At 71.2% G+C, this 17,946-nt stretch carries 15 protein-coding genes; 7 read left to right on the top strand and 8 right to left on the bottom strand.

All coding sequences use genetic code 11. The annotated features are described in order from the left end of the window. Nucleotides 1–14: 14 nt before the first annotated feature. The 6 genes from IEY87_RS33650 (at nucleotide 15) to IEY87_RS33625 (ending at nucleotide 7,242) form a co-directional block, all read left to right on the top strand. On the top strand, nucleotides 15–1,826 hold the full coding sequence (locus IEY87_RS33650; protein WP_189142873.1) for a gamma-glutamyltransferase family protein: 1,812 nt from the start codon (nucleotides 15–17) through the stop codon (nucleotides 1,824–1,826). After that, complete coding sequence (locus IEY87_RS33645; protein ID WP_189142872.1) at nucleotides 1,823–2,662, top strand: YoaK family protein; 840 nt, start codon at nucleotides 1,823–1,825, stop codon at nucleotides 2,660–2,662. The genes IEY87_RS33650 and IEY87_RS33645 overlap by 4 nt, the downstream gene beginning before the upstream one ends. 139 nt (nucleotides 2,663–2,801) lie before the next feature. Then, complete coding sequence (locus IEY87_RS33640) at nucleotides 2,802–4,199, top strand: MFS transporter (RefSeq protein WP_189142871.1); 1,398 nt, start codon at nucleotides 2,802–2,804, stop codon at nucleotides 4,197–4,199. After that, nucleotides 4,196–5,395: an FAD-dependent monooxygenase gene (locus IEY87_RS33635; protein WP_189142870.1), complete on the top strand. Its 1,200-nt coding sequence runs from the start codon at nucleotides 4,196–4,198 to the stop codon at nucleotides 5,393–5,395. The genes IEY87_RS33640 and IEY87_RS33635 overlap by 4 nt, the downstream gene beginning before the upstream one ends. A gap of 54 nt (nucleotides 5,396–5,449) precedes the next feature. Then, complete coding sequence (locus IEY87_RS33630) at nucleotides 5,450–6,109, top strand: RraA family protein (RefSeq protein WP_189142869.1); 660 nt, start codon at nucleotides 5,450–5,452, stop codon at nucleotides 6,107–6,109. Beyond that, the gene (locus IEY87_RS33625) at nucleotides 6,106–7,242 is read left to right on the top strand and encodes a pyridoxal phosphate-dependent aminotransferase (protein WP_189142868.1); all 1,137 of its coding nucleotides are present in this window, start codon (nucleotides 6,106–6,108) and stop codon (nucleotides 7,240–7,242) included. The genes IEY87_RS33630 and IEY87_RS33625 overlap by 4 nt, the downstream gene beginning before the upstream one ends. A 31-nt stretch (nucleotides 7,243–7,273) precedes the next feature. On the opposite strand, the gene IEY87_RS33620 is transcribed toward IEY87_RS33625, so the two are convergent. The 8 genes from IEY87_RS33620 to IEY87_RS33585 all read right to left on the bottom strand — a co-directional run bounded on the left by IEY87_RS33620 (nucleotide 7,274) and on the right by IEY87_RS33585 (nucleotide 16,832). Then, the gene (locus tag IEY87_RS33620) at nucleotides 7,274–8,704 is read right to left on the bottom strand and encodes a serine hydrolase domain-containing protein (RefSeq protein WP_189142867.1); all 1,431 of its coding nucleotides are present in this window, start codon (nucleotides 8,702–8,704) and stop codon (nucleotides 7,274–7,276) included. A gap of 157 nt (nucleotides 8,705–8,861) precedes the next feature. Beyond that, nucleotides 8,862–9,632: an SDR family oxidoreductase gene (locus tag IEY87_RS33615; RefSeq protein ID WP_189142866.1), complete on the bottom strand. Its 771-nt coding sequence runs from the start codon at nucleotides 9,630–9,632 to the stop codon at nucleotides 8,862–8,864. A 5-nt stretch (nucleotides 9,633–9,637) separates the two neighbouring features. Next, nucleotides 9,638–10,213 (bottom strand): ribose-5-phosphate isomerase, encoded by a 576-nt coding sequence (locus IEY87_RS33610; protein ID WP_189142865.1) that lies wholly within the window; start codon nucleotides 10,211–10,213, stop codon nucleotides 9,638–9,640. Between the two features lie 28 nt (nucleotides 10,214–10,241). Continuing rightward, nucleotides 10,242–11,990, bottom strand: a complete 1,749-nt coding sequence (locus tag IEY87_RS33605) for a dihydroxyacetone kinase family protein (RefSeq protein WP_189142864.1) — start codon at nucleotides 11,988–11,990, stop codon at nucleotides 10,242–10,244. 25 nt (nucleotides 11,991–12,015) lie between these two features. Beyond that, the gene (locus tag IEY87_RS33600) at nucleotides 12,016–13,038 is read right to left on the bottom strand and encodes an NAD(P)-dependent alcohol dehydrogenase (RefSeq protein WP_225277418.1); all 1,023 of its coding nucleotides are present in this window, start codon (nucleotides 13,036–13,038) and stop codon (nucleotides 12,016–12,018) included. A 67-nt stretch (nucleotides 13,039–13,105) separates the two neighbouring features. Further along, complete coding sequence (locus IEY87_RS33595; RefSeq protein WP_189142863.1) at nucleotides 13,106–14,161, bottom strand: substrate-binding domain-containing protein; 1,056 nt, start codon at nucleotides 14,159–14,161, stop codon at nucleotides 13,106–13,108. A 62-nt stretch (nucleotides 14,162–14,223) separates the two neighbouring features. Continuing rightward, entirely contained in the window at nucleotides 14,224–15,231 is a 1,008-nt protein-coding gene (locus tag IEY87_RS33590) for an ABC transporter permease (RefSeq protein WP_225277419.1), read from the bottom strand. Next, entirely contained in the window at nucleotides 15,228–16,832 is a 1,605-nt protein-coding gene (locus tag IEY87_RS33585; protein ID WP_225277420.1) for a sugar ABC transporter ATP-binding protein, read from the bottom strand. The genes IEY87_RS33590 and IEY87_RS33585 overlap by 4 nt, the downstream gene beginning before the upstream one ends. 348 nt (nucleotides 16,833–17,180) lie before the next feature. On the opposite strand from IEY87_RS33585, the gene IEY87_RS33580 reads away from it, so the two are divergent. Then, nucleotides 17,181–17,939 (top strand): DeoR/GlpR family DNA-binding transcription regulator, encoded by a 759-nt coding sequence (locus IEY87_RS33580; RefSeq protein ID WP_189142862.1) that lies wholly within the window; start codon nucleotides 17,181–17,183, stop codon nucleotides 17,937–17,939. The last annotated feature ends 7 nt before the right edge of the window (nucleotides 17,940–17,946 follow it).

Below are 17,946 nucleotides of genomic sequence, written 5' to 3'. Positions count from 1 at the left end.
GGAATGTGAAAGACATGGCCGGTCAACAACCATCATCGACCGACGCTCTCCCCCACAAGACCCGCCCCACGCTGCGCGGATCCTTCGGCATGTGCGCGTCGACGCACTGGCTGGCCTCCGCGACGGCCCAATCCGTACTGGAGCGGGGTGGGAACGCGTTCGACGCGGCGACGGCCGGTGCCTTCGTGCTGCACGTGGCCGAACCCCACCTCAACGGGCCGGGCGGTGATCTCGTCGCCGTGCTGGCGACCGCGGCGGACCCGTCCCCGCTCGTGCTGGCGGGACAGGGCCACGCTCCGCGGGGAGCCACGATCGAGCACTTCCGAGCCGAAGGGCTGGACCACGTCCCGGGCGCGGGTGCCCTGGCCGCCGCGGTCCCGGGCGCCGTCGACTCCTGGCTCTGGCTGCTCGCCGAGTTCGGCACGTGGGAGCTCGCCGACATCCTGGCCTACGCGATCCACTACGCGGAGCACGGCGTTCCGGTCGTCCCCCAGTTGGCGCGCGTCCTGGCCACGGTCGAGGATCTCTTCCGCACGCACTGGCCGACGTCGTACGCGCAGTGGATGCCCGGAGGACGGGTCCCGCAGCCGCATGCGACTCTCGTCAACCTCGCCTACGCCCGGACCCTGCGCCGGCTGAGCACCACGGGGGGCGGCGAGACGAGAATCGCACGGATCGACGCCGCGCGGCGCGCCTGGCGAACCGGGTTCGTGGCAGCCGCCGTGGCGGAGTTCGCGGCCGAGCCGCATCGGCATTCCTCGGGCGGGGACCACGCCGGGGTGATCACCGCCGCTGACTTCGCCGACTTCCTGCCGTCCCTGGAGCCCGCGGTCACCGCGGAGTTCCGGGGGGTCACGGTGGCGAAGGCGGGCCTGTGGTCCCAGGGTCCCGTGCTGCTGCAGGCCCTCACCATGCTCGACCACTTCGACGACGAACAGATCGACCCGTCGACCGCTCGGGGAATCCACACCATCGCCGAGGCCTTGAAGCTGGCCATGGCCGACCGGGAGGCGTTCTACGGGCATCTGGATCCGGCGGACGCGAAGGCCGTGGTGTCCCGCCTGCTGTCCCCTCGATACAGCAAGGAGCGCGCCGGGCTGATCGGCGCGGTCGCGTCGACCGCGTTCCGGCCCGGTGACATCGGCGTCACACCGTTCACGCCACCGCTCGTCACCCGTCAGCACGCCGTCCAGGCCGACGGCGTGGGAGAACCCACCGTGCAGCAGACCGGGGAAACCCGGGGCGACACCTGCCACATCGACGTCGTCGACCGCTGGGGCAACATGATCTCCGCCACGCCGTCGGGAGGGTGGCTCCAGTCCTCCCCCACCGTGCCGGATCTCGGCTTCGCGCTGGGCACCCGGCTCCAGATGACCTGGCTGGACCCGGCCGCCCCGTCCCGGCTGGCGCCGGGGCGGCGGCCTCGTACGACGCTGACCCCGACGCTGCTGCTGCGCGACGGCAGTCCCATGGCCGCGCTCGGCACGCCGGGGGGTGACCAGCAGGACCAGTGGCAACTGATCTACCTGGTACGCACACTCGCTCTCGGTATGGATCCGCAGGAGGCGATCGACGCGCCCGCGTTCCACACCACCGCGCTACCGAGCTCGTTCTGGCCGCGGACCTGGACGCCGGGAGGGTTGGTGATCGAGGAACGAGCGGACGAGGCGGTCATCGACGAGCTGCGCGCACGCGGCCACGACGTGACCGTCTCCGGGCCCTGGAGCCAGGGCCGGCTGTCGGTCGTCACGCGTGATCCGGACAGCGGCGTCCTCCAGGCGGCGGCGAACCCGCGCGGCGCCCAGGGTTACGCGGCAGGACGATGAACGGCATTTCGTACGGCACCCGCACCCGTACCAGCAGCCGGGTCGTGCGATGGCGTGTCACGCCGGTGGGTTTGATGCTCGCCCTCACCTTCGCGACGGGCGTCGTCGACGCTGTCGGATATCTGCGGCTGGACCAGGTGTTCGCGGGCAACATGACGGGCAACGTGGTCATCCTCGGTATGGCGGCCACGGGCGGGACGGGGCTGCCCGTGCTCGGTCCGGTCATGGCGCTGGTGTTCTTTCTCGTCGGCGCGGCCGTGGCCGGGCGGGTGCTGCGCACCGCCCTCCCGGGCTGGAGCCGCCGGTGCACGGGACTGCTGGGCGGCGTCGGACTGGTCCTGGCCGCCACGGCGCTCGGCCTGGCCGTGACCGGGGTGGGCGCCCCCGCCGCCCGCGTGTCGATGGCGTCGTCGCTCGCCCTGGCCATGGGGGTGCAGGCGGCGACGGCCCGCCACCTGGGGGTGAAGGACGTCACCACCGTGGTCGTCACCTCCACGCTGACCGGTCTCGCGGCGGACTCCCGGCTGGGAGCGGCGCGCGGTCAAGGGGCCCTGCGCCGAGGCGCGGCCGTGACGCTCATCATCGTCGGAGCGGCCACCGGCGCGGCGCTGTGCCAGGTGCACGCAGGTCTCGCGGTGCTGGCGGCGGCGTTCGTCGTGCTGGCCGTGACCGGCCTCGGTCATTTGTCCGCCCGCTCCGCCGACCCTGTGGCGGCGGCCACGACCAGATCGACCACATCCCCGACGAGCAGGTCCTTGGCCCCGGCCATGGCACCGTCCCCGGCCTCGGCCCCGGCCACGGCCCCGACCCGACCGCCCTCGGCTTCGGCGCGATGACGCCGCCCGCCGACGACGAGTACCGCATGCCCGACACCGCCGGCCTGACGGCGCTCGCGGCATGCGTACTCCCCGCGAGGCGGCAGCGCTACGCGCGCGGCCGACCCCGCACCAGCACGGCAACGAGGAAAGGACGTCCATGACCACACCATCCCTGGCTCCCCCGGTCCGCATCGGGAAGGCCGCTGTGGGGGCTCTCGGCATGCTGGCCGCCGCAACCGGCGTCCTGGAAGCGGTGGTGTCACCGACGCTCCCGCTGTTGCAACGCGAGTTGTCGATAAGTCGCGCCGAAGGGGCGCTCCTCAGCATCGCGATGCTCATCACCGGCGCCATCTTCGCGCCCATCGCGGGCAATCTCGGCGACCGTCACGGCGGGAAATGGGTCATCACCCGGCTGATGACGGTGGTCGTGGCCGGTGGTCTGGTGTCCGCCGTGGCACCGAACCTGCCGGTGATGCTGCTCGGTCAGGTGCTGCAGGGCGCGATGGTGGGCGCGATGCCACTCTCGTTCATCCTGGTACGCAAATACCTCCCACCGGGCGAGTCCGGGGTGGCCATCGGGGTGGTCAGCGGGTTGTTCCTGGGCGGCGGCATGCTGGGCACGCTGATAGCCGGGCCCATCGCGGAAGGGCTGTCCCGGCACTGGATGTTCGCGATACCGACGTTCACGATCATCGTGGCGACCCTGTTCGTGCACCGGCTGATGCCGAACGATCCGCCGGCCCGGACCGGCGCGAAGATGGACTGGCCCGGCCTGGTTCTCCTGAGCGGCATTCTGCTGACGCTCATGTTCGTGCTCGCGATGGTGCCCGACGCCGGCGGCCAGCCACTCGTGTTCGGCGCCGTCGTCGTGTTCCTGGCCGCCCTCGTGGCCGGGTGGGTCTACGTGGAACGCCGCTCACCCACGCCGATGGTCGATCTGCGGATGCTCGCCAAGCCGGCGATCTGGAGCTCGTACGTGATCACGTTCGCCGTCTGCTTAGGCACCTCGTCGTCGATGTTCCTCGTTCCGCAGCTGTTCGAGGTGCCCGCCGAAGCGTACGGTTTCGGGGCCAGCGCCACCGACATCGGGCGGTACCTGTTGCCCGGGGCCGTCGCGGCGGCGATCAGCGGGCCGCTCAGCGGGGTCCTGGCGCGGCGCTTCGGTGCGAGTGCCGTGGTCGCCACCGGAATCGGCTTCCTGTCGGCCACGTTGGTCGGCATGGCGTTCATCCACACCGAGGTCTGGCACCTGGTCATCGGCAAGGTGCTGGTCGCTCTGGCCAGTGGTATCTGCGTCACGGCGATGGTCGTCAAGACCGCCACCTCTGTCGATCACGGCGACACCGGCACCGCGACCAGCCTGGTCCTGGTGATCCGCGTGATCGCCTACGCCGCGGGCGCACAGCTCGGCGGTGCCTTCCTCACCGCCGCGACCCCTGCCGGGTCGAACATTCCGGCCGAATCGGCCTTCGTCACCGTTTTCGTCATCGCCGGCGTCGTCACGGCGCTGTCCCTGCTTGTCGTCCGTACCCTGAGCAAAGGAGTCAAGGAATGACGATCTCTACCACGCCGAAGCGCAAGGTCCTGATCTCCGGGGCCAGCATCGCGGGTCCTGCCCTCGCGTTCTGGCTGAACCGCCACGGCTTCGAAGTCACGGTGGTGGAGAAGGCGGGCGCGCTTCGTGCCGGTGGCTATCCCATCGACGTACGCGGCACCGCGCTGAAGGTCGTCGAGAGGATGGGAATCCTGCCGCGACTGCAGGAGGCGCACATCGACCTGCGCCAGATCACCTTCCTCGACGCGGACGGCAGCGAGGTGGTCTCGGTCAGCCCGTACGCCGTCACCGGCGGGGTCGCGGGACGGGACCTGGAGGTGCGGCGCGGGGATCTGAGCGAAGCTCTGTACGCGGCGGTCCGTGACGACGTGGAGTTCGTGTTCGACGACTCCATCGACACCCTCGACCAGTCCGGAGACGCGGTCGACGTCACCTTCCACGGGGGCGGCAGGCGTACGTTCGACCTGGTGTTCGGGGCGGACGGTATGCACTCACGGACGCGCGAGATGCTGTTCGGCCCCGAAGAGCAGTTCCACCGCTACCTCGGGTACTGCTTCGCCGTGTTCACCATGCCCAACACCTTCGGGCTCGCCAACGAGACCGTGATGTGGAGCACCCCGGGCAGGGCCGCGGCGTTCTACGCCGTGGGGGACGACGACGAGGTGCACGCCTTCCTGAACTTCGCCCACCCCCAGCCGCCGTTCGACGCGTTCCCGAACGCGGAAGCCCAGCGGGATCTGGTCGCCACGGTCTTCGCCGACGCGGGATGGGAGGTCCCGGGCATGCTGGCCGCCCTGCGCGACACCGATGACCTGTTCTTCGACGCGGTCAGCCAGATCCGCATGCCCCGCTGGTCCAGCGGCCGGGTCGCGCTGGTGGGCGACGCCGCGCACGCGCCCTCGTTCCTCACCGGACAGGGCACCAGCCTCGCGCTCGTCGGCGCGTACATGCTCGCCCATTCCCTGGCCGACGGGGACCACGCCGCGGGCTTCGCCGCCTACGAACGCGACACCCGCGAGTTCGTGACCGTGAACCAGGGGCTGGTCGGCGAGGGCAGCGCCAGCCTGTTCCCGACCACCGCCGAGGCCCTGGAGCAGCGCAACAACAGGCTGCGCAAGCTCAGCGTCATGCCCGCCGCGGAGGGACGACCGGCCCATTCGGCCCTCACCCTGCCCGCCCTCATGTCCATGACCTGAGCGCAGCGCTCAGATAGTCGTCTCATTCAAGTCATTCAAGAATGGAGTCCTACTGTGTTCATCCATGCGGCGACGGACAGCGTGTCCATCGCTTCGAGCTGGGATCGGTTATCAGCGGAGGAGACCCGCCGGCTGGGGGAGGTGCCGGCCGCCAACGTCGGCGACGCGCTGCAGCGGATGACCGTCATGGACGGCGGCATCCGGCTGTTCACCGGGCACACCTCGCTGCTGGGGAACGCCCTGACGGTGGACGTGCGGTCGGGTGACAACCTGGCCATCCACCGGGCGCTCGACGAAGCCCGGCCGGGCGACGTCCTGGTCGTCAACGGACACGGGGACGTGACCCGGGCGCTGATCGGCGACCTCATCGGCGAGATCATGGTGAACGCCGGGGTCACCGGCGCGGTGGTCGACGGCGCCGTCCGCGACGTACAGGCGCTGTCCGAGATGGGCCTCGCCGTCTACGCGCGGGCGATCACCCCCGCCGGGCCTTTCAAGGACGGGCCCGGCGCCATCGGCGCGCCGGTGGCGGTCGGCGGCCTGGTCGTGGCGCCGGGTGACGTGCTCGTCGGTGACGCCGACGGCGTCGTCGTCGTGCCACGGCTACGCGTGCGGGAGGTCGTGGACGCGGTCGACGGGATCGTCGAGAAGGAGGAGACGCTGCGGCGGCGCATCCTCGCCGCGCGCTCCGGCCATGCGGCGGCGGCCCGATGACCGCCTTCCGGATCGAGGAGCTGCGCCGCCTCTCCCGGCGCCCGGCCCTGGCCCCGGCCCCGCCGGGGGCCGTCTCCCTCGCCATGGGTGAGCCGGACTTCCCGACGCCGCCGCCGGTGATCGAGGCCGCCGTGGCCGCCTTGCGCGCGGGGCACACCCACTACGCCGACCAGAAGGGCCTGCGGCAGCTGCGCGCCGCGCTCGCGTCCAGGTTGCCGGCGCACCCCGGCCGTACGTGGACCGCGGACGACGTCGTGATCACCCACGGCGCCACCGCCGCGCTGGCGGCCGTCGTGCTCGCGATGGTCGGCCCCGGCGACCGCGTGGTCATCCCGGAGCCCGCCTACTCGCTGTACGCCGACCTGGTCGTCCTGGCCGGGGGCACCGTGGACTTCGTCCCGCTCGCCCCGGACCTGCACTGGGACCTCGACGCGCTGGCCGCCGCGCTTCCCGGCGCCAGGATGATGATCTTCTCGAATCCCTCGAACCCGACCGGGATCGTGCACCGCGAGCAGGAGCTCCAGGCTCTCGGGAAGCTCCTCGACGGCTCCGACGTCCTGGTCGTCAGCGATGAGGCTTACCACCGGCTGGTCTACCCGGGGCATGCGCTGACCTCGGCGCTGGAGATCGAATCGCTGCGCGACCGGACGGTGTACGTACAGACGTTCTCCAAGACGTACGCGATGACCGGCTGGCGGGTGGGGTATCTGACCGGGCCGCGCGAGGTGGTGGACGCGGCCGCCCACGTGCACCGGACCTCCAACGGCTCGTTGAACACGGCGGTCCAGTACGCGGCCCTCGCCGCCCTTGAGCTGCCGGACGGCGTCGTGGATGCCATGGTCGGCACATATCGGCAGCGTCGCGAGCTCGTGGTCGCGCACCTGTCCGGCATTCCGGGCCTGCACCTGGTTCCGCCGGAGGGGGCGTTTTACGGGTTCCTCCGCTACGACGCCGACCTGCCCTCGGAGGCGGTCGCCCGCGAGCTCGCCGAGCGGAAGGTGATGGTCCGGGCCGGCGCCGAGTACGGACCCTCGGGCGAGGGGCACATCCGGATCTCGTTCGCGGCCTCAGAGGACGACCTGCGGACCGGGCTGACCCGCATCGTCCGCCACCTCGGCGCTGGGCGATCCTGACGGAAGCCGTCGGCGAGCCCGGCCGGCCCACCTAGGCGACGTCGGGCCGGGTCATCAGCGGCGACCGTAGATGCAGTTCCAGGCTGGGGCCGGTCAGGGGCACGGTGGTCCACGTCGCCACGGCTGTCCCCGCGTTGGCGTCGAGCACCAGGCGGACCCGGTGCGGGGTGGTGATGACGTACAGGTCCGCGACGAACGTGTCGCCCTGCCAGGCGCCGGTGGCGACGACCGGGCGGCCGAGCGGCGAGCTTTCCCGCCAGTCGCCGTGGCCGACGGCGAGCTTGAGGGACGACCCGAGTCGCAGGCGCCATCCGCCGTCCACCGGCTCGACGGCCACCGTGGTTCCGTCGGGCAGGGCCGAGCCCTCGGCGGAGGCGTCGATCCTCGCCGTACCGGAGCGGGAAGGGGCCGCCGAACCCGGCACCGGCGCGAGGGACAGCCGCCGCAGCCGATCGGCGAGGATCTCGTCGTCCTGGGGACTTCCCGCGTCATCCAGGCCGGGCAGGAGGCAGTCCCAGAAGGCCCCGGGCAGCTCGTGTGTCTGCTCGATGTTGGCGGTCACGACGATCACGAGATCATGGGACGGGACGACCATGCAGTGCTGGCCGAAAGCGCCGTTACCGTGGTAGCCGTGACGTGACATCCAGAACTGGTAGCCGTACCCGCAGAGAAAGTCGGGGCCGGCCGAGTCGTCCTCGAGTTGCCGGGTCTCGATGTGCCGTCCGGTCGCGAGCTCCACCCATGCGCGCGGTACGAGCCGGCGGTCACCCCAGACGCCGCCGCGCAGCAGCAGCTCGCCGAACGCGGCGACGGCCTCGGTCGTGAGGTGCAGCCCGTGGAATCCGAAGGCGGCACCGCTCGCCACCCGATCCCATTCGGCGTGCTCGATGCCCATCGGCCGGAACAGCCGCTCGTCGAGCAGCTCCGGCAGGCCGCGGCCGGTGACCCGTTCCACCATCCGGGCCAGGACGTACGTGGTCGCGTTGTCGTAGGTGTGCAGGCTTCCCTCAGGCTCGGGGAACGGCACGCGCAGGAAGCCCTTCACCAGGTCGTCCGGTTCCAGCTCCCAGGCCTCGGCGAGGCTGTCCGTGCCGTGCCCGGCCGTCATGGACAGCAGGTGGTGCACGGTGATGCGGCGTCCCTGCTCGGAGATGTCGGCCGGAACGTGCTCGGGCAACACGTCCACCACCCGGTCGTCCAGCGAGAGCAGTCCGTCGGCGATCACGAGCCCCACCGCGACCGAGGTGAACGACTTGGTCAGCGAGTAGAGCAGCTGCGGGCGCTCGGCCGAGTACGGCGCCCACCAGCCCTCGGCCACCACGTGACCGTGACGGACGACCATGAGGGAGTGAAGCTCGACGGACTGCGCTTCGAGCCGGTCCAGCAAGGCGGCGATCGAGCGGGCCGAGACCCCCGAAGCCGCCGGTGTCGAGCGCGGTAGCAAGGGCAACTGAGAGGGCATGGCGGCACCCTAACAAGGCGAACTGCCCGGTTTCACCGGGATTTTCGTCAGGCGCGGCGATGAGTGGACCGGCGGGAGCTCGGCGCGGTGGGTGGGTGGGCCCGCTGGAGCTCGGCGGCGAGGACCCTCCGGCTCGCGGACCCGGCCCACCACGCGGTCAGCGGATGGTGTAGCCGCCGTCCACGACGATGTCCGCGCCGTTGATCATGTCGGCGCCGTCCGAGGCGAGGAACAGCGCCGTCGCGGCGATCTCCCCCGGGTACGCGAAACGGCCGGTGGGGATCTGAGCCTTCAGCGCGTCGCCCTTGGGACCAGCCCACGCCTTACGGCCCAGGTCGGTGAGGACGACGGTCGGGGAGAGCGTGTTGACGGTCACGCCCCGGCCGGCCCATTCGGAGGCGAGCACCTTCGACAGGCCGACCACGCCGAACTTGGAGGCGCAGTACGCCACGTGCTCGTCCAGCGCGACCGTGGCGGCCTGGGACGCCAGGTTGATGATCTTCCCGCCGCCGGCGTCGAGCATGTGCCGGCCGACCTCCTGGCACACCAGGAAGGTGCCCTTCAGGTTGATCGCGATCGTCCGGTCGAACGCGCTGACCTCCAGGTCCTCGGCCGGGGCCAGGATCGCGACACCCGCGCTGTTCACCAGGATGTCGATCCGGCCGAACGCCTCCAGGACCGCGCCGACCGCCTCCTGCACGGCGGCGGGGTCGGACACGTCACAGGCGAACCCGGCGTGCGTCTCCCCCAGCTCGGCCGCCTTCTTCCTGGCCGCCTCACCGTCGATGTCGACCACGGCGACCCGGGCGCCCTTCGCCGCGTACGTGTCCGCGATCGCCGCGCCGATCCCCGACGCGCCGCCGGTCACCAGCGCCACCTTGCCGGTGAGCCCGAAGCTCAGATCGGGTGCCTTCTCCGCTGCCGTCATGTCCTCTACTCCTCGCCGTCGATCTGGGCGCTCATCCGGGAGCGCGGTTCGGTGCTCAGCAGGGCCGTACGCACCAGCTCCTCACCCTGCCGCAAGGTCTCCGCCTGGTCGGCCTGGTCGCGCCCGGCCTCGTAGTTCGACAGGGTCCGTACCTTGGCCGCGGAGCTGGAGTTCTGGTCGAAGCGATAGTCGAGCCATTCGGCGGCCAGGCGGCGGGCCAGCTCCAGGCCGACGACGCGCTGCCCGAAGCACAGGATCTGGGCGTTGTTGCTCAGCACGGACCGCTCGACGGAGAAGCTGTCGTGGGCCGTCACCGCGCGAATCCCCGGCACCTTGTTGGCACTGATCGCGACCCCCAGTCCGGTGCCGCACACCAGCAGCGCGCGGTCCGCCTCGCCGGCGGCCACCATCCGCGCCGCCATGACCGCGATGTGCGGATACGGGGTCGTCTCCTCGGCCCCTACCCCGATGTCGACGACCTTCTCCACCCGGTCGTCGTCCTCCAGGTCGGCCCGCAGGACGTTCTTGTACTCCAGACCGGCGTCGTCGCAACCGACGATGATCCGCCACTTGTGATCCATGGCCCCCCATCCCTTCCTGACATGCGATTCAGCGGGCGTGCGACAGCACGCCCGCGACAGCGTGGGCGCACAGGGCGAGAGAGGTCGCCCCCGCGTCCGGAGTGCCGACGCTGCGTTCGGCGAGCGGGCGCGCCCGGCCGACCCGTGGACGCAGCGCCGCGGTCGCGCGCGCCGCGGCCTCACACACCTCGGCGGCCTCGCGCCAGGCGGCGGCGAGCTCCGTCCCGCCCCGGACCCGCTCGGCGAGCGCGTCGGCGAACGGCGCGAACGCGTCGATCATGGTCTTGTCCCCCGGCCGCGCGCCGCCGAGGCGCTGGAGCGCGTCCAGCCCGGCCCGTACGGCGTCCGTCACGTCGGCGCCCGCGATCTCGTCGCGGTCGTCGCCCAGCCGCTCCCCGATGGCGCAGAGCGCGGCGCCCCACAGGACGCCGGACGTGCCACCCGCCTTGGCGGCCCACGCCTCGCCCGCCGCGACCAGGACCGACCGTGCGCCGGCCCCGGCGCCGGCCGCGTCCCGGGCGGCGGCGAGCGCCGCGGCCGAGCCCTTGACCATGCCCCGTCCGTGGTCGCCGTCGCCGGCGACCGCGTCGATCCGGCCCAGCTCCCCCTCGGCCTCGGCCATGGCCGTCGCGACGGCTTCCAGCCCTTCGACGACGACCCGGCCGCAGGCGCGCGACCCCGGCGTGCTCGGGCTGACCACCGCGGCGGCCTCCTCCTGCGCGGACGACTGCGCCGACGACTGCGCGGACGCGGTACGGGCCGGCGCCGCCGTACGCGGCTCGACCCGCCCCCTCCGGTACGCCGGCGTGTCCGCGGGGGCGCACCACAGCCGCTCCAGCTCCTCGTCGAGGAAGACCAGGGTCAGCGAGCACCCGGCCATGTCCAGGCTGGTCACCAGCTCGCCCACCTCCGGGGCGACGACCTCGAGCCCTTCTTCGGCCAGGAGCGCGGCCACGGTGCGCCAGACGACGAACAGCTCCTCGTACTTGGTGGTGCCGAGGCCGTTCAGGATCGCGGCGACCCTGGCGCCGGACCCGGCGGGCTTCTCCGCCAGGACGCCGGACACCAGCCGCCGCGCCAGGTCCGCCGCCCGTGGCAGCTCGTCCTCGCCCACCCCCGGCTCGCCGTGGATGCCCAGGCCGACGCCCATCCGCCCCGGGGGGACGGTGAACAGCGGCTCGGCCCCGCCGGGCATGGTGCACCCGCCGAAGGCGACCCCCAGGGTGCGGGTGCGGTCGTTGGCGTGCCGGGCGACCCGTTCGACCGCGTCCAGGTCGTAGCCCGCCTCGGCGGCGGCGCCCGCGACCTTGAACACGACGAAGTCGCCGGCGATCCCCCGGCGGGCGTGGACGTCCGACGGCGGCGCGCTGGCGATGTCGTCGGTGACGAACACGACCCGGGTGTCGATGCCCTCCTGGCACAGCCGCTGCTGGGCCAGGGTGAAGTTCATGACGTCGCCGGCGTAGTTGCCGGTGGAGAAGATCAGGCCGGCGTCGCTCGCCGCCGCCTTGCCCACCGAGTACGCGTCCTGCGCCGACGGGGAGGTGAAGATGTTGCCGACGACGGCGCCGTCGGCGAACCCGGGCCCGACCACGCCGCAGAAGGCGGGGTAGTGCCCGGAACCGCCGCCGACCACGACCGCGACCTTGCCCGGCGGCGTCTCGGTGGCCCGTACGACACCGCCAGGCACTCCCGCGACGCTGCCCCGGTGAACGTCCAGGAAGCCGGCGAGCATGTCCTCGGTGAAGGCGCTGGGATCGTCGTACAGACGAGTCATGATGGTTGTCCCTTCGGTCGCCAGGTCAGCGCTGCGGGTTGATCACCGATTTGACGGCGAGGGGGTCGCGCTCGGCGGCGAGCAGGGCGGCCTCGGAGTCGGCCAGTGCGAAGTGGCCGGTGACGAGGGCGTCCACGTCGACCCGCCCGGACGCGGCGAGCGCGATGGCCGTGGGCCAGGTGTTCGCGTAGCGGAACGTGCCGGTGATCTCGATCTCGCGGCTCTGGATGTGGGTGAGCGGCAGCGGCAGCCCGTCGTCGCCCATCCCCACCAGCACCGCGCGGCCCGCCCTGGCCAGGGTGCGGATGCCGTCGCCGGTGGCGCCGGGGTGGCCGGAGCACTCCAGCAGCACGGTGGGTTCGAAGCCCGCATCGCGCAGCGAGGTGTCGCCGACGTTGACGGTCGCGGTCGCGCCCAGGTCCGCGGCGAGCTTGAGGCGGTGCGGGTTGAGGTCGGCGACCACGATCTCGGTGGCGCCGAACGCGCGGGCGCACTGCGTGGCGACCAGCCCGATCGGGCCGGCGCCGGTGATCAGGACCCGGCTGCCCGCGCTGACCTGCCCCTTGCGGTTGGCCCAGACGCCGACGGACAGCGGTTCGAGCAGCGCCGCCGCGTCGTCCGAGATCGTGTCCGGCACCGGGTGCGCGAACGCCGCGTGCACGGTGACGAACTCGGCGAGGGAGCCGTCGTACGGCGGCGTGGCGAAGAACCGCATGTCCGGGCAGAGGTTGTAGCGCCCGGCGAGGCACTCGGCGCAGGTCAGGTCGGGCACGCCCGGCTCGACGGAGACCCGCTGGCCGACCCGGGAGGCGTCCACGCCGGCGCCCACGCCGACGATGACGCCCCCGGACTCGTGGCCGAGCACCATGGGCTGTTCCACCACGAAGTCGCCGATCCGGCCGTGCTGGTAGTAGTGCACGTCGGAGCCGCAGACTCCCACCGCCGTGATCCGCACCAGCACCTCGCCGGGCGCCGGTTCCGGTACGGGGCGCTCCTCGATGGCCAGCTGCTGGATTCCACGCAGGACCGCTGCCTGCATCGTGGTCATGATGTTCTCCTCGGCTCCATGCTGCTCGGGCTGGTACGGGGGGTGCGGGCGGGCGCCCGCACCCCGCCTATCCGGCCAGTTCTTCGTTGGCGATGTCGCCGGTCTTGAGGTTCGCCTCGATCAGCGCGGGCAGCTGGGCCAGGAACTCGTCCTTCTTGGTGACGACGTGCTCCATGTAGGTGTCCACGTTCTCGGGGGTGACCTGGGGCATCAGGTAGACCGGGTTCTTGTTGACCTCCTCGCCCTTGGCGATCTTGGCAGCCACGGCGAGTCCGGTGGCCAGCTCGACGGTGCCGTGCTGGAGGTTGGTGCCGATGAAGTCACCGCTCTTGACGGCGTTCAGGCCGTCCTCGATGCCGTCGACCCCGACGATCGGGATCTTGACGCCCGCCTCGCGGGTCGCCTGGAGGGCGCCGAGGCCCATGTCGTCGTTCTCCGCGACGATGCCGTCGATCTTGCCGCCGAAGCTGGACAGCCAGTTCTTCATCTTGTTGACGGCCTCGTCGCGCTTCCAGTTGGCCGTGTCCTTGGCCAGGATCTTGATCCCGGGGTTCTTGGCCAGCACGTTCTCGATGCCCTTGGTACGGTCCAACTCGCCCGACTGGCCCAGGGGGCCCTGCAGGACGACGATGTTGCCCTTGCCGCCGAGCTTGTCGGCCATCATCTGCATTTCCTGCTCGCCGGCCTTGACGTCGTCGGGCAGCACGGTGCCGGCGAGGTCGGCGCTGGCGAGCCCGGCGTTCACGGCCAGGAAGGGGATGTTCTTCCCCTTGGCCGCGGCGACCTGCGGGCCGAGCGAGTCCGCCTGCACCGGCACGACCATGATCGCGTCGACGCCGGCGTTGATGAACTGGTCGACCTGGTTGGCCTGCGTGGCGACGTCCAGGTTGGCCGAGTTCCACAGGACTTCGATGTTGTTCGTCTTGGCGTAGGCGTCGATGCCCGCCTTGCCGGCGGTGATGAAGGACGACATGTCGTAGACGCTGATGCCGACGCGGACGCTGCCCGTGTCCGCCGCCCCGGTCGCACTGGTGTTGACGCTGGTATCTCCTGCTCCACAGGCGGAGGTGGCCAGCATGGCCACGCTCACCGCCGCGGCGGCGACTGCACTCTTGATGCGCATGGAAAGCTCCTTCGTACGGGGGGTTGTTCGCTGGGTCGAGGTGTAGGGGGGCCTGACCGTGGTCAGACCCTGCGTTTGGCCGACCAGACGTCGACGGTGACGGCGGCGACGATCAGGGTGCCCTTGATGACGCTCTGCCAGTACGCCGGCACCAAGAGGATGTCCAAGCCGTTGTTGAGGGTCTGGATGAGGAACAGGCCGAGCGCGGTGCCGATGATGCTGCCCCGGCCGCCGAGCAGGCTGGCGCCGCCGATGACGACGGCGGCGATGGCGTCCAGTTCGTAGCCCTGGCCCAGGTTGGGCGGGCCGGAGATGACCCGGGAGGCGAGCATCACGCCGGACAGACCGGCGAGCAGGCCGCTCAGGGCGTAGACGCTGAACAGGATCCGGGTGGTCTTGACGCCCGCGATCTGCGCGGCGACGGGGTTGCCGCCCACCGCGTAGACGCGCATGCCGTACGAGGTCCGCTTCATGATCAGAGCCAGGGCGACGATGCCGACGATCATGACGATCACCGGGATCTGCAGGCCGAGGATCTGGTTGTTGGCGATCTCACCGAAGTTCTGCGGCAGGCCGTTGATCGGGGCGCCCTGGCCCACGACGTACGCCAGCCCGGATGCCGTGGTGAGCATGCCGAGTGTGGCGATGAAGGGCGGCACGTTCACCTTGGAGACCAGGAAGCCGTTGATCGCGCCGGCGGCCAGCCCGACGAGCATGGCGACCACGAGCGACAGCCACAGGCGTTCGGGATGGTCCTTGACCGTCGCCGCCGCCGCCATCGCGCTGAGCGCGATCACGCTGCCCACGGACAGGTCGATGCCGCCGGTGAGGATGACCAGCGTCTGGCCCAGCGCGATGAGGGCGAAGGGGGCCGCGGCGATGGCGATCGTCTGCAGGTTGTCCGGCGTGCCGAAGCGCGCGCTCCGGTAGCTGAAGTACGCGATGATCAGCAGCATCACCCACACCATGGCGTGGCGGATCAACTGGTCGCGGACCCACGGTCCGGTGGGGCGCCAGGCCAGGAGCCCCGCGGCCGTTCCTCGGTCCGGCGCTGACTCCTGGGGGGTCATCGGCCGTCCTCCTTGCTTGCTGTCGGGGTGGGTTGGGGGTCCGGCTCGCTCGCCGTCGGGGTGGGCTGGAGGTCCGGGGGCGGTTGGCCGGCCGTACCGGGGCTCAGGCCCGCGGCCAGCCGGAAGATCGAGTCCTGGACGTGCGGCGAGGACAGGTCGTCGCGGCTCAGCTCGCCCGCGACCGCCCCGCCGCGCATGACGAGCGCGCGGTGCGCGAGGCTGAGGATCTCCGGCATGTCGGAGGAGGCCATGACCACGGCCATCCCGGAGGCCGCCAGCTCGGTGATGATGCGGTAGATCTCGCTGCGGGCGCCGACGTCCACGCCCCGGGTGGGCTCGTCGAGCAGCAGGACGTTCACGTGGCCGGTCAGCCAGCGCGCCAGGACCACCTTCTGCTGGTTGCCGCCGGACAGGGTGCCGACCTGCTGGGACAGGCCGCGGCTGCGCAGTTTGACCGAGTCCATCGCGGCGCCGACCTTCTTGGTGCGCTCGCGTTGCCGCAGCCAGCCGCCCAGGGTGAAGCCCGACAGGCGCGGCAGCGAGCCGTTGTCCAGCACGTTCATGGACAGCACGGCCCCGGCGCCCTTGCGGTCCTCGGGGACCAGGGCCATGCCGTGGGTGATCGCGGCGGCGGGGTTGTTGCGCTTGACCGGCTTGCCGGCGACGGTGACGGTGCCCTCGGTGCTCTTGCGTACACCGAAGATCGCCTCAAGCAGCTCGGTCCGGCCGGCGCCGACGAGCCCGGCCAGTCCCAGGATCTCGCCGCGGCGCACGGTCAGGTCCACCGGCCGCGCGTAGCCGCTGACGTGCAGCCCGCTGACCTTCAGGGCGACCTCGTCACCCGGCGGGTGCAGCGTGGGGAAGAAGTCCTGCAGCTCGCGGCCGATCATCGCGTGCACGATGTCGTCGTCGCTGACCTCGCCGATCGGCTGGTCCAGGACCAGCCCGCCGTCACGCAGGACGACGACCCGGTCGGCCAGGGCGCGGATCTCCTCCATCTTGTGGGTGGTGTAGAGCATCGCCACGCCCTGCTCACGCAGCTTGGCCACCACGCCGTACAGGCGCTCGACCTCGCGCTCGGAGATGGCGGAGCTGGGCTCGTCCAGGAGCAGGACCTTCGCGCCGCCGGTCGTGCTCTTGGCGATCTCCACGAGCTGGCGCAGGCCGACCGGCAGCCGCCGCATCGTGGCCTGCGGATCGATCTCGACGCCGAAGACGTCCAGGATCTCGCGCGCCTTGCGGGCCATCGCGCGCCGGTCGAGCAGCCCGGCCCGGGTGCGGATCTCCCGCCCGATGAACAGGTTCTCGTACACCTTCATGTCCATGATCGGCGCGAGTTCCTGCGGGATGATCGCGACCCCCTGCCGGTGGGCCGCCTGCGGGTCCGCCTGGGGCAACGGCTCGCCGCCGACCAGGACCTGACCCCGGTCGGGCTTCACCTGACCGGACGCGATCTTCATCATCGTCGACTTGCCGGCGCCGTTCTCACCCGCCAGCGCGGTCACGGAACCGGCCGTGAGGGTCAGGGAGACGCCCTTCAGTACGGGCACGCCGCCAAATGCCTTGGCCAGGTCCCGGCACTCCAAAGCGACATCTTCCACGACTGATCTCCAGACCCCGGCCTCGCGGCTCGGTGTGCGGTAGGGCCCGTTCCTCGGACAGCGGCCGTCCAGGCTCCTGAGCGGAACCCCTTGTTTGTTGTTTCGTGTGAACATCACACGAAGCGACACCCCCACGTCAAGAGTACGTTGCCCACTTGTTACATCTGACAGACGCTGCGACGACCGCCACATCAGCCTGGTCGAGACCGAAAAACCCCTGGTGGGCAAGCCTTGTAGTCTCCCGGCGCATCATCTATCGTTCACACGCCGACAGGCGGATGCTGTCTTCAGCCGAAACCACCTGTGTGACAATTGACAAGATTGAACACCGAAGGAGACTGAGGCGGCATGGTCGTCAGGAGCACCGTCAATCTCGAGAGCAGACGTCAGGCGCTCGCCGACCTGCTCTCGTCCAGCGGCAGCCTGCGCATCGAGGACCTGGCCGCCCGCTTCGAGGTCAGCACCATGACGATCCGCCGGGATCTGCAGGCGCTGGAGGACGAGGGCCTGGTCCGCCGGGTGCGCGGCGGCGCGGTCAGCTCGGCGCAGCCCTTCGAGGCGCGCCGGACCCGGGCGGGGCGGGCGAAGGAGGAGATCGCGCGCAAGCTGACCAGCCTGGTGCCCTCAGGCGGGGTGGGGATCTGCATGGACGCCTCCTCCACGCTGTGCGTCCTCGCCGGTTCGATGCCCCGCTCGGAGAACCTGTCCGTGGTCACCGACGGCATCGAGACCTTCCTGGCCCTGACCCGAGACCCCCTCGTGCACGCCTATTTGACCGGCGGCCAGAAGGACCCCAACGCCGGCAGCCTCATCGGCCCGGTCGCCTCCCTGGCGCTGAAGCAGTTCTCCTTCGCGCGGGCGTTCCTGTCCGCCGCCGCGGTGGACCCGCACTTCGGCACCAGCGAGTTCAGCGCCGAGGAGTGCGAGATCAAGCGGCTCATGGCCGAGCTGTCGGACCACGTCGTCATGGCCGTGGACTCACAGAAGCTCGGCACCGGCGCCGCCGCCCGCTGCCTGCCCTGGGACGGCATCGACCTGATGGTCACCGAACTCGACGCCTCCGACGACCGTCTCGACCCCTACCGCGACCACGTCGAGCTCCTCTGACGCCGCG

This window comes from Nonomuraea glycinis (assembly GCF_014646515.1).
Classification (GTDB): domain Bacteria; phylum Actinomycetota; class Actinomycetes; order Streptosporangiales; family Streptosporangiaceae; genus Nonomuraea; species Nonomuraea glycinis.
This window is presented reverse-complemented; position numbering and strand designations above follow the sequence as displayed.